Annotated in this window: 16 protein-coding genes; 13 read left to right on the top strand and 3 right to left on the bottom strand. The window is 64.3% G+C overall.

Annotated features, from left to right (window positions below; translation table 11 throughout):
- Positions 1-237 precede the first annotated feature (237 nt).
- Positions 238-2190 carry an acetate--CoA ligase gene (acs, locus tag EP380_RS07285; RefSeq protein ID WP_127597719.1) on the bottom strand — a complete coding sequence of 651 codons (1953 nt, stop codon included), beginning with the start codon at positions 2188-2190 and terminating at the stop codon, positions 238-240.
- Between the two features lie 310 nt (positions 2191-2500).
- On the opposite strand from acs, the gene EP380_RS07280 reads away from it, so the two are divergent.
- Positions 2501-2773: an usg protein gene (locus EP380_RS07280; protein WP_106570037.1), complete on the top strand. Its 273-nt coding sequence runs from the start codon at positions 2501-2503 to the stop codon at positions 2771-2773.
- Positions 2774-2824: 51 nt separating this feature from the next.
- Here the strand turns inward: EP380_RS07280 and EP380_RS07275 are convergent, their stop codons facing one another.
- Positions 2825-3490: a YggS family pyridoxal phosphate-dependent enzyme gene (locus EP380_RS07275; protein WP_106570036.1), complete on the bottom strand. Its 666-nt coding sequence runs from the start codon at positions 3488-3490 to the stop codon at positions 2825-2827.
- A gap of 138 nt (positions 3491-3628) precedes the next feature.
- Here EP380_RS07275 and leuS point away from each other — a divergent pair, with 138 nt between their 5' ends.
- From leuS to EP380_RS07260, 3 genes are all read left to right on the top strand, one after another.
- Entirely contained in the window at positions 3629-6268 is a 2640-nt protein-coding gene (leuS, locus tag EP380_RS07270) for a leucine--tRNA ligase (protein ID WP_127597717.1), read from the top strand.
- The gene (lptE, locus tag EP380_RS07265; RefSeq protein WP_127597715.1) at positions 6255-6818 is read left to right on the top strand and encodes an LPS assembly lipoprotein LptE; all 564 of its coding nucleotides are present in this window, start codon (positions 6255-6257) and stop codon (positions 6816-6818) included. The genes leuS and lptE overlap by 14 nt, the downstream gene beginning before the upstream one ends.
- A gap of 90 nt (positions 6819-6908) precedes the next feature.
- Positions 6909-7826, top strand: a complete 918-nt coding sequence (locus tag EP380_RS07260) for a 1-acyl-sn-glycerol-3-phosphate acyltransferase (protein ID WP_127597713.1) — start codon at positions 6909-6911, stop codon at positions 7824-7826.
- Between the two features lie 112 nt (positions 7827-7938).
- On the opposite strand, the gene fsa is transcribed toward EP380_RS07260, so the two are convergent.
- Complete coding sequence (gene fsa, locus EP380_RS07255) at positions 7939-8592, bottom strand: fructose-6-phosphate aldolase (protein WP_106570033.1); 654 nt, start codon at positions 8590-8592, stop codon at positions 7939-7941.
- A 93-nt stretch (positions 8593-8685) separates the two neighbouring features.
- Here fsa and EP380_RS07250 point away from each other — a divergent pair, with 93 nt between their 5' ends.
- From EP380_RS07250 to EP380_RS07210, 9 genes are all read left to right on the top strand, one after another.
- Complete coding sequence (locus EP380_RS07250) at positions 8686-10869, top strand: primosomal protein N' (RefSeq protein ID WP_127597711.1); 2184 nt, start codon at positions 8686-8688, stop codon at positions 10867-10869.
- A gap of 76 nt (positions 10870-10945) precedes the next feature.
- On the top strand, positions 10946-11290 hold the full coding sequence (locus EP380_RS07245) for an ASCH domain-containing protein (protein WP_127597709.1): 345 nt from the start codon (positions 10946-10948) through the stop codon (positions 11288-11290).
- Positions 11291-11378: 88 nt separating this feature from the next.
- Positions 11379-11831, top strand: a complete 453-nt coding sequence (locus tag EP380_RS07240; RefSeq protein ID WP_127597707.1) for a hypothetical protein — start codon at positions 11379-11381, stop codon at positions 11829-11831.
- Between the two features lie 64 nt (positions 11832-11895).
- Complete coding sequence (locus EP380_RS07235) at positions 11896-12291, top strand: AGROH133_08824 family phage infection protein (protein ID WP_106570030.1); 396 nt, start codon at positions 11896-11898, stop codon at positions 12289-12291.
- Between the two features lie 232 nt (positions 12292-12523).
- Positions 12524-13084 (top strand): F0F1 ATP synthase subunit delta, encoded by a 561-nt coding sequence (locus EP380_RS07230; RefSeq protein ID WP_106570029.1) that lies wholly within the window; start codon positions 12524-12526, stop codon positions 13082-13084.
- Positions 13084-14613 (top strand): F0F1 ATP synthase subunit alpha, encoded by a 1530-nt coding sequence (atpA, locus tag EP380_RS07225; protein WP_106570028.1) that lies wholly within the window; start codon positions 13084-13086, stop codon positions 14611-14613. The genes EP380_RS07230 and atpA overlap by 1 nt, the downstream gene beginning before the upstream one ends.
- A 19-nt stretch (positions 14614-14632) precedes the next feature.
- A complete protein-coding gene (locus EP380_RS07220) occupies positions 14633-15517 on the top strand; it encodes a F0F1 ATP synthase subunit gamma (RefSeq protein ID WP_106570027.1) in 885 nt (294 codons plus the stop codon).
- A gap of 67 nt (positions 15518-15584) precedes the next feature.
- Complete coding sequence (gene atpD, locus EP380_RS07215) at positions 15585-17150, top strand: F0F1 ATP synthase subunit beta (RefSeq protein WP_106570026.1); 1566 nt, start codon at positions 15585-15587, stop codon at positions 17148-17150.
- Positions 17151-17225: 75 nt separating this feature from the next.
- Positions 17226-17633, top strand: coding sequence for a F0F1 ATP synthase subunit epsilon (locus tag EP380_RS07210; protein ID WP_106570025.1), 408 nt, complete (start codon positions 17226-17228; stop codon positions 17631-17633).
- Positions 17634-17738: the final 105 nt, after the last annotated feature.

Below are 17738 nucleotides of genomic sequence, written 5' to 3'. Positions count from 1 at the left end.
CGTTCGTAGCGCGGCCGCTGGAGGTGATCGCAATCACCGGCCGCGCGTCATGCCCTGTTCAGGAAGGCTGCTCCCCGACACGGCAATCCGCCGAGACCACACTACGGAAAACGAAATCACTCGACATCGGATCACCTCCTTTCGTTTCGTTGAACACGACCCCAAGGTGGGAGATTCGACGCCACGTTTCAAGCACCCCGTGCAGACGGCCGGCAAACCAGCCGTGCACGCGGCATGTCACTTGCGGTTTTGCCGGTTCTCGACCAGATCGTCGACGACCGCCGGATCGGCCAGCGTCGAGGTGTCGCCCAGCGCGCCGAAATCGTCCTCGGCGATCTTGCGCAGGATGCGGCGCATGATCTTGCCCGAGCGCGTCTTCGGCAGGCCGGGCGCGAACTGGATCAAGTCGGGCGAGGCGATCGGGCCGATCTCCGAGCGGACCCAGTCGCGCAGCTCCTTTTTCAACGCGTCGTCCGGCGCCTCGCCCGACATCAGCGTCACGTAGCAGTAGATGCCCTGACCCTTGACGTCGTGCGGATAGCCGACCACGGCGGCTTCCGACACCTTGTCGTGCGCGACCAGCGCCGACTCCACCTCGGCCGTGCCCATGCGATGGCCCGACACGTTGATGACGTCGTCGACGCGCCCGGTGATCCAGTAATAACCGTCCGCGTCGCGGCGGCAGCCGTCGCCGGTGAAATATTTTCCCTTGTAGCTGGAGAAATAGGTCTGCACGAAACGCTCGTGGTCGCCATAGACCGTGCGCATCTGGCCCGGCCAGGAATCGACGATGCACAGATTGCCGTCAGCCGCGCCCTCCAGCACGTTGCCGTCATTGTCGACGAGCTGCGGCTGGACGCCGAAGAACGGCCGGGTTGCCGAGCCGGCCTTGAGTTCGGTCGCGCCGGGCAGCGGCGTGATCATGATGCCGCCGGTCTCGGTCTGCCACCAGGTGTCGACGATCGGACATTTTTCCTTGCCGACGACCTTGTAATACCACTCCCAGGCTTCCGGGTTGATCGGTTCGCCGACGGACCCCAGCACGCGCAGCGATTTGCGCGAGGTCTTTTCGACCAAGTCGTCGCCGGCGCCCATCAGGGCACGGATCGCCGTGGGGGCGGTATAGAAGATGTTGACCTGGTGCTTGTCGACCACCTCCCAGAAACGCGAGGCGCTGGGGTAGTTCGGCACGCCCTCGAACATCAGCGTGGTGGCACCGTTGGCGAGCGGTCCGTAGACGATGTAGGAATGACCGGTTACCCAGCCGACATCGGCCGTGCACCAGTAGATGTCGCCATCCTGATAGTCGAAGACATATTCATGCGTCATGGCGGCATAGACGAGATAGCCGCCCGACGTGTGCAGCACGCCCTTGGGCTGGCCGGTCGAGCCGGAAGTGTAGAGGATGAACAGCGGATCCTCCGCCTTCATCTTCTCCGGCTTGCACTCGGCCTTCACGGTGCGGACTTCGTCATGATACCAGAGGTCGCGGCCGTCCTGCCAGCCGGTCTTGCCGCCGGTGCGGCGCACCACCAGCACGGTCTCGACGTCGACATTCTTCTTGGCCGCGATCGCGATCGCCTTGTCGGTGTTTTCCTTCAGAGGAATCGTGCGGCCGCCGCGCAGCCCCTCGTCGGCGGTGATGACGAAGGTGGATTCGCAATCGACGATGCGTCCGGCAAGCGCGTCAGGCGAAAAGCCGCCGAAAACCACGGAATGAACCGCGCCGATGCGGGTGCAGGCCAGCATCGCATAGGCGGCCTCGGGAATCATCGGCATATAGATGGTGACGCGGTCGCCCTTCTTGACGCCGTGCTTCTTCATCACGTTGGCGAGCCGGCATACGTGCCCATAGAGCTCGCGATAGGTGATTTTCCGGTCGTCGTAAGGATTGTCGCCTTCCCAGATGATGGCGACCTGGTCACCGCGCTTTTTCAGATGGCGGTCGATGCAATTGGCCGAGACATTAAGCCGGCCGTCTTCGAACCATTTGATGGCGACCTTGCCGGAAAACGAGGTGTTCTTGACCTTGGTGTAGGGCTTCATCCAATCGATGCGCTTGCCGTGCTTGGCCCAGAATTTGTCCGGATTCTTGATCGAGTCGCGGTACCATTTGAGATAGGTGTCGTTGTCGATAAGCGCGTTTTTCTTCCATGCGGGCTGAACGCGGTGAACATGAACCTCGGACATTACTTCCTCATTCCTCCAAACCGGAACCGGCAACGCATCGGGTTGCCGCGATCGTGCCGTGCGGGCGCGTTGGCGGCATTATTACCATTCGTCCGTCGGGCACAACATTAGACATTGGATTCGTTTCGCCAAACATATGCGTCCACGTCTGGCCGAGACACCCGCGATCGTCAGCACTCGGTCAAATCCGCTGCTAAAGCCCTGATTTTTATTAATATAAAACTTGACCCGGTCGGGATGTAGAGAAATCGTTAACCAACGCGGCGCACGATATCCTGGCGGAGGAGAACCGGTACACCGGGGACGCACCATGGATGACAGAACCGACCTGAAACTGATGCTGGACGGATATGGACTGACCACCGCCCGCATCCTTTATCACATGCCCGACCATCCGCATCTTCTGCAGACCTATGTCTGGCAGGACTACGACCTCGCGCCGCGCTTTCCCGTGCTCGGGGCGTTTCTCGATTTCTGGGCGCAAAAGCTCGAGGGACCGCTGCATTCGGTCGCCTATACGCACAAGCGTTTGATCGCACCAAGCGAGTGGCGCAGCGTCGAGGGCGAGTTCGTGCTGCACTGATGCCGTGCGGCGCGGGTGCCGGATCGACGGCCCCCGCCTTGGCCTCGGCCTTTAGCCGCGCGTGCCGAAGATCGCGGACCCGACGCGCACGCTGGTGGCGCCGAAGGCGATCGCCAGCCGGAAATCGGCCGACATGCCCATCGACAGGCGATCGAGCCCGGCCTCGCCGGCAAGCTTGTGCAAAAGCGCGAAATGCGGACCGGGATTGTCTTCGGCCGGCGGGATGCACATCAGGCCTTCGATAGCGAGCCCGTGCGTGTCTTGACAGCGGCGCACGAAAGCGACGGTCTCGCGCGGGTCGAGGCCGGCCTTTTGCGGCTCGGACCCGGTATTGACCTGAACGTAGAACCGTGGCCGCCGGTCCTGCTTGGCGCTTTCCTTGGCCAGTTCGGCGGCGATCTTGTCGCGGTCGACGGTCTCGATCACGTCGAACAGGGCGACCGCGTCCCGGGCCTTGTTGGATTGCAGCGGGCCGATCAGGCGCAACTCGATATCGGCGAACTCGGCCTTCAGCGCCGGCCATTTGGCCTGCGCCTCCTGGACCCGGTTTTCGCCGAACACGCGCTGTCCGGCGTCGATGGCCGGGCGGATCGCGTCTGCATCGAAGGTCTTTGAAACCGCCACCAGCGTCACCGAGCCGGCCGGGCGCTGGTTTTCCTCTTCCGCGCTGGCGATTTCGGCCCTGACGGCGGTAAGCCGGGTGATGACGTTGTCCATGACATGCCCTTGAATTCGTGGTCGCGACCCTCGGCGTTGCAGCATGCAACGCCGCGCCGGAGTTGACGCCTTCACCAAACCGTGGTGAAGGTCCGCCCCGACATATTCTAGCATCCTCTCTTAAGTGAAATACCGGTCATGGCAACCGAGCGATACAATCCCCGCGTCTCAGAACCACGCTGGCAGAAGGTCTGGTCCGAGCGAAAGCTGTTCGAGACGAAAAACGACGATCCACGCCCGAAATATTACGTGCTGGAGATGTTTCCCTATCCGTCGGGGCGCATCCATATGGGGCATGTGCGCAACTACACGATGGGCGACGTGGTGGCACGCTACAAGCGGGCGACCGGCCACAACGTGCTGCATCCCATGGGCTGGGACGCATTCGGCCTGCCGGCCGAGAACGCGGCGCGCGACAACAAGATCAATCCGCGCGACTGGACCTACGCCAATATCGAGACGATGAAGGGCCAGTTGAAGACGATGGGTCTGTCGCTCGACTGGGCGCGCGAGTTCGCCACCTGCGACCCGTCCTACTACAAGCATCAGCAAAAGATGTTCCTCGACTTCTGGAAGGCGGGTCTCGTCGAGCGCAAGTCGGCCAAGGTCAACTGGGATCCGGTCGACATGACGGTGCTGGCCAACGAGCAGGTGATCGAGGGGCGCGGCTGGCGCTCGGGCGCGCCGGTCGAGCAGCGCGACCTGACGCAATGGTTCTTCAAGATCTCGTCGATGAGCCAGGACCTGCTCGACGGGCTCGACACGCTCGAACGCTGGCCCGACAAGGTCCGGCTGATGCAGCAGAACTGGATCGGCCGATCGGAAGGCCTGCTGATCCGCTGGCAGCTTGTGGCGGAAACCGCGCCGGAAGGCGAAAGCGAGCTTGAGGTCTACACGACGCGGCCGGACACGATTTTCGGCGCCTCTTTCATGGCGATCGCGGCCGACCACCCGCTGGCCAGAAAGGCGGCGTCACAGAATTCCGAGCTGGACGCGTTCTGCGAGGAGTGCCGGCGCATGGGCACGTCGGTCGCCACCCTGGAGACCGCCGAGAAAAAGGGCTTCGACACCGGCATTCGCGTCGTCCACCCTTTCGACGCGAGCTGGACGCTGCCGGTCTATGTCGCCAATTTCGTTTTGATGGATTACGGCACGGGCGCTATTTTCGGCTGTCCGTCGGGCGACCAGCGCGATCTCGACTTCGCCAACAAATACGGATTGCCGGTGGTGCCGGTGGTGATGCCCGAGGGTGAGGACGCCGCGACCTTCCAGATCATCGACGAGGCCTATGTCGACGACGGGGTAATGATCAATTCGCGCTTCCTCGACGGTATGAAGCCCGAGGCCGCTTTCGACGCGGTCGCGCAACGGCTGGAAAAGGTTCCGTCGGGCAACCGGCCGATGGCGGAGCGCAAGGTACAGTTCCGGCTGCGCGACTGGCTGATCTCGCGCCAGCGCTACTGGGGCTGCCCGATCCCGGTCATCCACTGCGCCGCCTGCGGTTCGCTGCCGGTTTCGGACGCGCAGCTGCCGATCGAATTGCCGACCGACGTCAGTTTCGACAAGCCCGGCAATCCGCTCGACCATCATCCGGACTGGAAACATGTCGCCTGTCCGCAGTGCGGCGGTGCGGCCGAGCGCGACACCGACACGATGGACACGTTTGTCGATTCGTCCTGGTATTTCGCCCGTTTCACCGATCCGTGGAACACGGAGCGGCCAACGACGCTGGCCTATGTCGACGGCAAGGACGGCTGGCTGCCGGTCAACCAGTATATTGGCGGCGTCGAGCACGCGATCCTGCATTTGCTTTATTCGCGCTTCTTCGCTCGCGCGATGAAGGCGACCGGCCATCTGAATGCGGTCGAGGAGCCGTTCGAGGGCCTGTTCACGCAAGGCATGGTGGTCCACGAGACCTACAAGGGGCCGAGCGGCTTCGTGACCCCGGCCGAAACCAGGATCGACGACCATGGCGGCATACGCCAGGCGACGCTGATCGCCACCGGCGAGAAGCTGGTCATCGGCCCGATCGAGAAAATGTCGAAGTCGAAGAAGAATGTCGTCGATCCCGACGACATCATCGCCAGCTATGGCGCCGACACGGCACGCTGGTTCATGCTGTCCGACTCGCCGCCCGACCGCGACGTGATCTGGACGGAGGCCGGCGTGGAGGGCGCGCACCGCTTCGTGCAGCGCCTGTGGCGGCTGGTGTCGGGTGCCGCGCCACTGCTTGGCGATGTGCGGCCGGCGACGGCGAGTGCGGGTGAGGCGGCCGCAGTGTCCAAAACGGCGCACAAGACGGTCAAGGCGGTCGGCGAGGACATCGAAAAGCTCGCCTTCAACAAGGCGGTTGCCCGTCTCTACGAACTGACCAATGCCCTGCAGGCGCCGCTGTCGGCGCTTGGCGGGGGCAAGGCCGAGCCGGCGCTCGCCGGCGCCGTCCGAGAGGCTTTGGACTTCCTGATCGTCATGATCGCGCCGATGATGCCGCATCTGGCCGAGGAGTGTTGGGCCGCGCTCGCCGGGTCCGAGGCCGGACTGGTCGGCGAACGCGCCTGGCCGGCCTATGACCCGGCACTGGTCGTCGACGACCAGTTCACCTATCCCGTGCAGATCAACGGCAAGAAGCGCGGCGATTTGACAATTGCACGCGACGCGGATCAAGCTGCCGTCGAGCGGGCGGTCCTCGATCTGGACGTCGTGAAGAAGGCGCTTGACGGCAAGGCGCCGCGCAAGGTGATTGTGGTGCTGCGGAGAATCGTCAATGTCGTCGTTTGAGCCCATGGCTTCCCGTGACAGGTCGGTGCTGCGGCTTCTGTTCCTGGTGCCGCTGCTGGTGCTGCTTGTGGTCGCGTCGGCCTGCACCGTGCGACCGCTTCACGGCGAAGCGTCCGGATCGATCGGCGGCGCCGGTGGCCTCGGGACGATCGCGGTCAACCCGGTCAAAAGCCGTTATGCACAGGAGGTTCGCAATCATCTGATTTTCGGCCTCAACGGCGGTGCCGGCCAGCCGGCGAACCCGCGCTATCTGCTCGATCTCAACGTCACCTCGACCTTCCGGAGCGCGGCCTCCGTCGAGGTGGCGCTGGAGAACGAACCGACGGCCGGCGCAGTGGTGATGTCGTCGCGCTACCGGCTGATCGACGCGGAGACCGGCAAGGCCGTCGCCAACGGAAATCGCTCGGTCAACGCTTCCTTCGACAAGCCGCGGCAGGAGTTTGCCGTGGTACGCGCCGAGCGCGACGCCGAAAACCGCGCCGCGCGGGAACTTGCGGAAATGCTGCGGGTCGCGCTCGCTCAGGATTTGGAGAACCTTCCGGCGAATTGAGCGTTAAGCGCGTTCAGGCGCCCGGTGCGGGCGGGCGTCATTCTTGCGTCACAGAGTTTGGCCAAACAAGGTCGACCGGAGTGGATGACCATGGATATGCCGACGTCGCCGTCCTCTATCGCCAAGCTCATCGGAGGGCGGGCCCTCTACGGTTCCATGTCTGACGGCGACGCCCATATTATCGACCAACTGATCGAGGAGCGCACGGTCAACCTGTCGCGCAATCCGCTGTGGCCGGTGTTCAAGCCGTTTCTCTATCGCGCGTTTCACTATCGCGAGGCCGTGCGCATGGCCGACCGGATCGCGGCGATGGGCGGCCGTGAGGCGTTCGAACATATCAGCGGATTGCTGTCGCTGGAGATCGACGTCGCCGGCCTCGAGAACCTGCCGCGTGAAGGCTCCGTCATCATCGCGCCGAATCATCCGACCGGCATCGCCGACGGCGTCGCCATGTACGACGCGCTGAAGCGCCTTCGTGGCGATCTCGTCTTCTTTGCCAACCGGGATGCCTTGCGTGTCGCCCAGGGCTTTCGCGACATGATCATTCCGGTCGAATGGCGTGCTGGCGAAAAATCGCACGCAAAGAGCCGGGACACGCTGGAAATGACGGCGCGTGCCTTCGCGGCCGAAAGGGCGGTGGTGCTGTTTCCCGCCGGTCGCATCGCCTATTGGCACGAGGGCCATCTCACCGAACGCCCCTGGCAGACCTCGGCGGTCGCGTTGGCGCGCCGTTTCGACACGCCGATCGTGCCGGTCCACATCACCGCGCGCAATTCGGGACTGTTTTATTTTCTCGGCAAATATTCGACGGAACTGCGCGACATGACGCTGTTCCACGAGCTGTTGAACAAGAAGCGGTTTCACTTCTCGATCACCTTCGGAAAACCGGTTCCGGCAGACGTGCTCGATGGCGATCAGACCGCGCTGACAGCCGGTCTCCAGGCGCATGCGGTGCACCGGCTCGCGGTCGATCCCCACGCAGCCTTTGAGGCCCCGGTTTCCGCATAAGCCGTTTCGTGTCGGCCGGAAAGCCGCGCCAATTCACGCGAAATCATGGTGGCCGGCACCGTTTGCCCGCTGTCGTTTGAGGCGATGGCGGACCGGCGGTGCCGGCGCCGGATTATCCGATCTTCTGGCCGGTCTTGGCCCAGTCGGCCAGAAAGGCCTCCAGGCCCTTGTCGGTCAGCGGGTGCTTGACCAGGGCGCGCAGCGTCGCCGGCGGCACCGTGGCGACGTCGGCGCCGATCAGGGCGGCCTGCTTGACATGGTTGACGGTGCGCACCGAGGCGGCAAGGATTTCGGTCTTGAAATCGTAATTGTCGTAGATGGTGCGGATTTCCGAAATCAGCTCCATTCCGTCGATGCCGATATCGTCGATGCGGCCGATGAAGGGCGAGATGAAGGTCGCACCGGCCTTGGCGGCCAGCAGCGCCTGATTGGCCGAAAAACACAAGGTGACATTGACCTTGCGGCCGTCGGAGGTGATCGCCTTGCAGGCCTTCAGCCCGTCGAAGGTCAGCGGTACCTTGATGCAGATATTGTCGGCGATCTTCGACAGAATGTCGGCTTCCTTCATCATCGCGGCGAATTCCGTCGCGGTGACCTCGGCCGACACCGGGCCGTCGACGATGTCGCAGATTTCCTTGGTGACTTCCTTGATGTCGCGGCCGGCCTTCATGATCAGCGAGGGATTGGTGGTGACGCCGTCGAGGAGACCCAGCTCGTTCAGCTCGCGGATGTCCTTCACGTCGGCGGTGTCGACAAAAAACTTCATAACCGTCTCCTTGGCGAATTTTCTGCGGCGGCTTGGCGCCGACCGTCGTGTCGGGCTTTGATCTAGACGAAAGTCGGGGCAAGGTCACGCGCCATGAAACAAGATTCGCCCCACCAGGCGGTCGTGCCGGTGCTTGTCCCGGTCCCGACTGAGACGCCCTATTCCTATGCGGTGCCCGACGACATGAGCGTCGTTGCGGGCTCGATCGTTCGCGTGCCGCTCGGGCCGCGCGAGATCGCGGCGATCGTCTCGGATCAGCCGGCCGGCAAAGTGGACGCCAGGAAGCTGCGGCCGATCTCGGCGGTGTTCGACTGTCCGCCGCTCTCCGGCGAAAGCCTGCGGTTCATCGCCTGGATCGCGCATTACACGATGACGCCGCCCGGCATGGTGGCACGCATGTTTTTGCGCGCGCCCGCAGCCCTCGATCCGGAGCCGCCGGTCGACGGCATCGCGCGCACCGAATGTATGCCCGATCGCATGACCGCGGCGCGCGGCCGCGTGCTGGAGATCGCCGAGACGGGTGCCGGGTGGACCCGGCCCGGACTGGCGCGGGCCGCGGGTGTGTCTTCAAGCGTGATCGACGGGCTCCGGGCCCAGGGCGTTTTCGAGGATATCGTCTTGCCGCCGCGGCCGGTGGTGGCCGACCCGGATCCCGCCTTCACGCAGCCGGACCTGACCGGCGATCAGGTCGAGGCCGGTCGGGTCCTGCGCTGCATGGCAGAGCAGGGCGGTTTCGGTGTCTGCCTGCTCGACGGCGTGACGGGATCGGGCAAGACAGAGGTCTATTTCGAGGCGGTCGCGGCGGCTATTCGACAAGGCCGTCAGGTGTTGATCCTGTTGCCGGAGATCGCGCTTACCCACGCCTTCCTGGAGCGGTTCCAGGATCGCTTCGGCGCCAAGCCGGCCGAATGGCATTCCGATCTGCCGCCGCGCATGCGCGAACGGGTTTGGCGGCAGGTGGCCGAAAACCAGGTCCGCGTGGTGGCCGGCGCGCGCTCGGCGCTTTTTCTGCCCTTCCGCGATCTCGGCCTGATCGTCGTCGACGAGGAGCACGACCCGTCCTACAAGCAGGAGGACCGGGTCTTCTACAGTGCCCGCGACATGGCGGTGGTGCGCGGCCATCTCGGTGGGCACCCGGTGGTGCTGGCCTCCGCCACGCCGTCGATCGAAAGCCGCTACAACGCCCAGCAGGGCCGATACCGGCGCGTGGCGCTTTCGGCCCGCTTCGCCGAGGCCGCGCTTCCCGTGCTCGATACGGTCGACCTGCGTCGCAAACCGCCGGCGCGCGGCGGCTTCCTGTCGCCGGTGCTGATCGACGAGATCGCCAAGACCTGGCGGCGCGGCGAACAATCGCTGCTGTTCCTCAATCGGCGCGGTTATGCACCGCTGACGCTGTGCCGGGTGTGCGGCCACCGCTTCCAGTGCCCGGATTGTTCGAGCTGGCTGGTCGAGCACCGGTTTCGCGGCCAGCTTTTGTGCCACCAGTGCGGCTATGCCGAGCCGCGCCCGGAAGCCTGCCCCTCCTGTGGCGCGCTCGACCATCTGGTCGCCTGCGGACCGGGGGTGGAACGGATCGCGGAGGAGGTGGTGTCGCATTTTCCCGAGGCGCGTTCGATCGTGCTGTCGTCCGACATGGCCGGCGGTGTGCGGCGGCTGAGGCTGGAACTGGAGGCGATCGAAAAGGGAGAGGCCGATATCGTGATTGGCACCCAACTCGTTGCCAAGGGGCACAATTTCCCGAATTTGACGCTGGTCGGCGTCGTCGACGCCGATCTGGGCCTGGCCAACGGCGACCCGCGCGCGGCCGAGCGCACGTTCCAGCTCCTGTCCCAGGTCACGGGCCGGGCCGGGCGCACCGGCAAGAAGAGCCGCGGCCTCTTGCAGACCTACCAGCCCGACCATCCGGTGATGCGGGCGATCGTGTCGGGGGACTGGGAGGCTTTTTATGAACGCGAGACGGCTGAGCGCGAGCGCGCCGGCCTGCCCCCGTTCGGCCGGCTGGCCGGCATTATCGTCAGCGCGGCGACGCGCGCGGAAGCCGAAGGACACGCGCGCGCGCTGCGCCGCGCCGCGCCCGGCGATGCGGGGATCGTCGTGCTTGGTCCGGCCGAGGCGCCGCTGTCGCTCGTGGCGGGGCGCTATCGGTTCCGGCTCATGGTGCAAGGCGGTTTGCGTGCCGATCTGCAGGCCTTCCTGCGGGCGATGGTCAAATCGGCGCCGTCGCCGCGCGGGTCGGTCCGGGTGCAGATCGACATCGACCCGCAGAGTTTTTTGTAGTGACGGTCGGCCATTGGGCCTGCGAAACCTTGCCGACTGGCATAACCTGTCGCGATCGGAGGGGAGAAGACCCGGCATGCAGAAGCTCGAAGTCGTGGCGCGGTTGTTACCGCAGATCGAAAGCGGCGCGAAATGCTCGACGATCCGCTGGCGCGAAACCCCGATCAGGCCCGGTCCGATGATCTATGTCTGCCAGGAAGCCCCGGAACGCACCTTGGTGGTCGAGGTGACCCGGGTGACCAGAATGCCGCTGCGCGCCGCCGCAGCCTTCGTCGGCAGAAAGGACGAATGGCCCGACCCGGTCATGCTCGCCGGCATGCGCGAGCACTATCCCGACATCGGGCTCGACGACGTGGTCGAGGTGATCGAGCATCTGCCGCCGTCGCAGCAGGCCGGGTGCGGGACGCGGAGCCGTGATTGACCGGGTAATGCGCGGCACCGGTGTCCGTCGGCGGTTTGCATTGGCGATCGCTTCTGTCAAAGTCGCGCTGGAAACGGGGAGGACATCGATGAAGTTCCTGGCACGGGTCCTTGCCGGATCTGCCTTGCTGGCCGTCGCGCCGGCAGCCGCGAACCAGCCGGTCGTGACCGATATCCATTGGCCCTACATCGACAGCTATTGCACGTTTTGGCGCAAGGACCACAGTTTCAATTTCAACGACCCCGAAAGCTGGCGCTTCGTCTTCTTCACCCAGAAGGACAGTCTGCACGAGCCTTATCCGGAAACGGGTTTTATCGCGCTCGGCCATCAGTTGCGGCAGCTCGAACTGGTGTCGGCCGCGGAGCTGGAGACTGGCGAGGAAAGGCTTTATCGCAGCCTTGGGCCATCGCCACACGATGTTGTCGTCACCATGACCGCCGGCGAGGCGGGGGTCGAATCGACCGGCTATAGCGGCACGATCGCCGTCGAGGGGCCGTACGGGTCCGAAACGGTCGCCTTCCAGGGCGATTGCGGGGTATGAGCCCACGGCGGGCAACGATGCGGGCGGCGGGATATGCCCTGCCGCGACAGCACGGAGGGACTTGATGGATTTCGCTTTTCCGATGCCGACCAGCGACGGCGAGTGGCTTGCCTGGAGTGCCGCGGCGATCACGGTTTTTTTCGGCCTGGTGCTCTTGTTCGCGCCGCGGCTGTCGTTTCGGGTGCTGCGACTCGAAACCGCCGCCGGCCACCCCGAGGCCGTCTCGGAGGCCCGTGCCACCATCGCCGGCTTCTATCTCGGGGTCGGGCTGTGCGCGATTCTGCTGGCCCAGCCCTTCATCTATATGACACTGGGTGTGTGCTGGCTGCTGACCGCCTTCGGCCGTATCATCTCGATGCTGTCGGACAGGGGCGGCACGATCTACAATTGGGCGAGCCTTTTGGTGGCGTGCGCGCTGGCGGCGCTGCCGCTCGCTTTCGTCTTCGGTTTTGTGCCTTGACTGCGCACCGATGCCGTGGCCGCGCGCGCGGATGCGACAATAGTGCCGGAACGGCGATGTTTCGGGTTGTTGCGAGTCATGGAAGCGTGTGCTAGACGGCAAGCGACTTTCGACCGGGGGATACGGCACGGATGCCGTGACGGTTGAGATTTATCAATAAGGTCAAAGGTTTAGCCGGCTTCTCACGCTTGCGCAGAAAACTTGCGGCCTTCCCAGGAAGAGAAGACCGTTCGTGGCACAGTCTAACTCACCCGTTTCCAACGTCGCCGAGCGCTATGCGGGCTCGCTTTTCGATCTGGCGCTCGAGGCCGATTCGGTTTCGCTCGTCGAAAAGGAGTTGGGCGAATTCGAGGCGCTTCTTGCCGGCAGCGCGGACCTGCGGCGCCTGATCACAAGCCCGGTATTTTCGGCCGATGATCAGTTCAAAGCGGTGTCCGCCCTGGTCGAAAAGGCTAAAATCAGCGGACTTTTCGCCAATTTCCTTCGGGTCGTCGCCAGGAATCGCCGGCTTTTCGCCGTTCCCGGCATGATCGAGGCGTTCCGGCGCATCGCCGCCGAGAATCGTGGCGAGGTGGCCGCCGATGTCACCTCGGCGCACGATTTGACGGCCGCGCAGCGCAAGGAGCTGGAAACGACGCTGAAAGGCGTTGCCGGCAAGGATGTGGCGGTCAACCTGACCGTCGATCCCTCGCTGCTCGGCGGACTTGTCGTGAGGATCGGCTCGCGGCAGATCGACACGTCGCTCAAAACCAAACTCAATTCGCTCAAGCTTGCACTGAAAGAGGTCGGCTGATGGATATCCGGGCCGCGGAAATCTCCGCAATTCTCAAGGACCAGATCAAGAATTTCGGCAAGGAAGCCGAAGTATCGGAGGTCGGTCAGGTTCTGTCCGTTGGTGACGGTATCGCTCGCGTCTACGGTCTCGACAATGTGCAGGCCGGCGAGATGGTCGAGTTCCCGGGCGGCATCCGCGGCATGGCGCTGAATCTTGAAAGCGACAATGTCGGCGTCGTCATCTTCGGTGCCGACCGCGACATCAAGGAAGGTGACACCGTCAAGCGGACCGGCGCCATCGTCGACGTTCCGGTGGGGCCGGGGCTGCTCGGACGCGTGGTCGACGCGCTCGGCAATCCGATCGACGGCAAGGGCCCGATCAAGGCGGCCGAACGTCGCCGCGTCGACGTCAAGGCGCCCGGCATCATTCCGCGCAAGTCGGTGCACGAGCCGATGTCGACCGGCCTGAAGGCCATCGACGCGCTGATCCCGGTCGGCCGCGGCCAGCGCGAGCTGATCATCGGCGACCGCCAGACCGGCAAGACCGCCATCGTCCTCGACACATTCCTCAACCAGAAGCCGCTCAATGACGGCGACGACGAGAGCCAGAAGCTCTATTGCGTCTATGTCGCCGTCGGTCAGAAGCGGTCGACCGTCGCCCAGTTCGTCAAGGTTCTGGAAGAGCGCGGGGCGCTCGAATATTCGATCGTGATCGCGGCCACCGCCTCCGATCCCGCGCCGATGCAGTTCCTGGCGCCGTTCTCCGGCTGCGCGATGGGCGAGTATTTCCGCGACAACGGCAAGCACGCCGTGATCGCCTATGACGATCTGTCCAAGCAGGCGGTCGCCTACCGTCAGATGTCGCTGCTGCTGCGCCGTCCGCCCGGCCGCGAAGCCTATCCGGGCGACGTCTTCTACCTGCATTCGCGCCTGCTCGAGCGTGCGGCGAAGATGAACGACGACAACGGCGCCGGTTCGCTGACCGCGCTGCCGATCATCGAAACCCAGGCCAACGACGTTTCGGCCTACATCCCGACCAACGTGATCTCGATCACCGACGGCCAGATCTTCCTGGAGACCAATCTGTTCTTCCAGGGCGTGCGTCCGGCCGTGAACGTCGGTCTCTCGGTGTCGCGCGTGGGCTCCTCGGCGCAGATCAAGGCGATGAAGCAGGTCGCCGGCTCGATCAAGGGCGAACTCGCCCAGTATCGCGAGATGGCCGCGTTCGCCCAGTTCGGCTCCGACCTCGACGCCGCGACGCAGCGCCTTCTCAACCGCGGCGCACGCCTGACCGAGCTCTTGAAGCAGCCGCAGTTCTCGCCGCTCAAGACCGAAGAGCAGGTTGCGGTGATCTTCGCCGGTACGCAGGGCTATCTCGACAAGCTCGCCATTGCCGATGTCGGTCGGTTCGAGCAGGGGCTGCTGACCCATCTGCGCACCGAGGGCAAGAGCGTTCTGGACGCCATCCGCAAGGAAAAGGCGCTTTCGGACGATCTGCGCGACAAGCTCAAGGCGCAGATCGACGCCTTCGCGAAAAACTTCGCCTGAGGCTGACGGAACCCGCGTTATGGCGTCACTCAAGGACCTCCGCAACCGCATCGCCTCCGTGAAGGCGACGCAGAAAATCACCAAGGCGATGCAGATGGTCGCCGCGGCGAAGCTGCGGCGTGCCCAGGAGGCGGCGGAAGCCGCCCGCCCCTATTCCGAGCGCATGGCCGTCGTGCTTGCCAACATCGCCGATGCGGTGTCCGGCACCGACGCTCCGCCGCTGATGACGGGAACCGGCAAGGACGACGTGCACCTGCTCGTCGTGTGCACGGCCGAACGCGGCCTGTGCGGCTCCTTCAACTCGCAGATCGCACGGTTGGCGCGCGATCACACGCGCAAGCTGTTGAGCGCGGGCAAGACCGTCAAGATCATCTGCGTGGGCAAGAAGGGCTATGACATCCTTCGCCGAGACTACGCCAATCTGATCGTCGAGCGCGTCGATCTGCGCGAGGCCAAGCAGATCGGCTTCACCCATGCCGACGGCATCGCCAAGAAGGTGATCGGGCTGTTCGACGCGGGCGAATTCGACGTCTGCACGCTGTTTTATTCGCAGTTCAAGTCGGTGATCAGCCAGATCCCGACCGCGCAGCAGCTCATTCCCGCCAAGCCCGCGACCGATGCAGAGGCCGAGACGGTGTCCAATGGCGGCGGGGTCTACGACTATGAGCCGGATGCGGGAGAGCTGCTCAGCGATCTCATTCCGCGCAACATCGCCGTCCAGGTCTTTTCCGCTCTGTTGGAGAACGCGGCCGGCGAAATGGGCGCCAAGATGAGCGCGATGGACAATGCCACGCGCAATGCCGGCGACATGATCAACAAGCTGACGATCACCTACAACCGTCAGCGTCAGGCGCAGATCACCAAGGAACTGATCGAGATCATTTCGGGCGCGGAAGCGCTCTAGACGCGGAGCGCCGCCCGATCGCGGCGGCGCGGCGTCTCGAACATTAAGGACCGAAGAGGCACAGAAGATGGCGAAAGCAGCGACCCCCAAGAAGACGACGGCCGCATCCGCCTCCAAGGCTGCGGCGAAGCCTGCCGCGGCACGGAAGCCGGCGGCCAAGTCGGCCAGCACCAAGGCGGCTGCCACCAAGAAGGCCGCATCCGGCGCGACCGGCCGTATCCACCAGGTCATCGGCGCGGTTGTCGACGTGTCCTTCGACGGCGACCTGCCGGCGATCCTCAACGCGCTCGAGGCCGACAACCAGGGCAACCGGATCGTGCTGGAAGTTGCGCAGCACCTGGGCGAAAACACCGTGCGCTGCATCGCCATGGACTCCACCGAGGGTCTGGTACGCGGGCAGGCGGTGCAGGATACCGGCATTCCGATCGCGGTTCCGGTGGGCGACGCGACGCTCGGCCGCATCATGAACGTGGTCGGCGAGGCGATCGACGAGGCCGGCCCGGTCAAGGGTGACGGCACGCGCGCCATCCACCAGCCCGCGCCCGAATATATCGACCAGTCAACGGAAGCCGAGATCCTGATCACCGGCATCAAGGTCGTCGACCTGCTCGCGCCCTACGCCAAGGGCGGCAAGATCGGCCTGTTCGGCGGTGCCGGCGTCGGCAAGACGGTTCTGATCCAGGAACTGATCAACAACGTCGCCAAGGCGCATGGCGGTTATTCGGTCTTCGCCGGCGTCGGCGAGCGCACCCGCGAGGGCAACGATCTCTATCACGAGATGATCGAATCGGGCGTCAACAAGGACCCGCACAAGAATAACGGCTCGACCGAGGGCTCCAAATGCGCCCTGGTGTTCGGCCAGATGAACGAGCCGCCCGGTGCGCGCGCGCGCGTCGGCCTGACCGGTCTGACGGTCGCCGAGCATTTCCGAGACCAGGGTCAGGACGTGCTGTTCTTCGTCGACAACATCTTCCGTTTCACCCAGGCGGGTTCGGAAGTGTCGGCGCTTCTCGGCCGCATCCCCTCGGCGGTGGGCTATCAGCCGACGCTGGCCACCGACATGGGTGCCCTGCAGGAGCGCATCACCACCACCCAGAAGGGCTCGATCACCTCAGTTCAGGCAATCTACGTGCCGGCCGACGACCTGACCGACCCGGCGCCGGCGACCTCGTTCGCGCACTTGGACGCCACGACCGTTCTTTCGCGTTCGATCTCGGAAAAGGGCATCTACCCGGCCGTCGATCCGCTCGATTCGACCTCGCGTATGCTCGACCCGCGCATCGTCGGCGACGAGCACTACGAGGTCGCCCGTCAGGTGCAGGAAATCCTTCAGCGCTACAAGTCGCTGCAGGACATCATCGCCATTCTGGGCATGGACGAGCTGTCGGAAGAGGACAAGCTGACGGTTGCGCGCGCACGTAAGATCGAGCGCTTCCTGTCGCAGCCGTTCTTCGTCGCCGAGGTCTTCACCGGCAAGTCGGGCAAGTTCGTCGACCTGGCGGATACGATCAAGAGCTTCAAGGGACTGTGCGAAGGCGAGTACGATCACCTTCCCGAGGCGGCCTTCTACATGGTCGGCACGATCGAAGAGGCGGTCGAACAGGGTAAGAAGCTCGCTGCGGAAGCGGCCTGAGCCCCTCTCGACGAGACTGCTTCGCGGCCCCGCGCCGCGGAGCCCTAAAGGCACGATGAAACAGGCAGGTCACTGATGGCCGAGAGCTTCAAGTTCGAACTCGTCTCTCCCGAGCGGCTTCTGGTGTCGGAGGACGTCGAATCCGTCGTCGTTCCAGGCGCCGAAGGCGAAATGACGGTGATGGCCAAACATGCGCCGGTCATGACAACCGTCCAGCCAGGCGTGGTGACGGTCAAGACGGCGGCCGGCAAGGCCGACCGCTACGTCGTATTCGGCGGGTTTGCCGATATCCTCCCGGAAGGCTGCACCTTGCTGGCCGAATCGGCGACCCATGTCGACGATATCGACCGCGACGGGCTAGCGCGCCGCATCCAGAATGCGCGCGAGGACGTGTCCGACGCCAAGGACGAGGAAGCCCGCACCAAGGCCGAGGCCTATCTGGCCCAGCTCACCACGCTGGAGCGTGCCATCCTGCCGGCTTAAGCGGCACGGAACGCGCCGGGCGCGATATAAAGACATGTGAACGGCCGTCGGTTCTCCGGCGGCCGTTTTGCTTTCCACGTGCGTGACGGATGGCCGCCGGGTCTC

The organism is Nitratireductor alexandrii, from assembly GCF_004000215.1.
GTDB classification, from domain to species: Bacteria; Pseudomonadota; Alphaproteobacteria; order Rhizobiales; family Rhizobiaceae; genus Mangrovimarina; species Mangrovimarina alexandrii.
The sequence above is the reverse complement of the archived record's forward strand: the minus strand, read 5'-3'. Positions and strand labels throughout refer to the sequence as shown.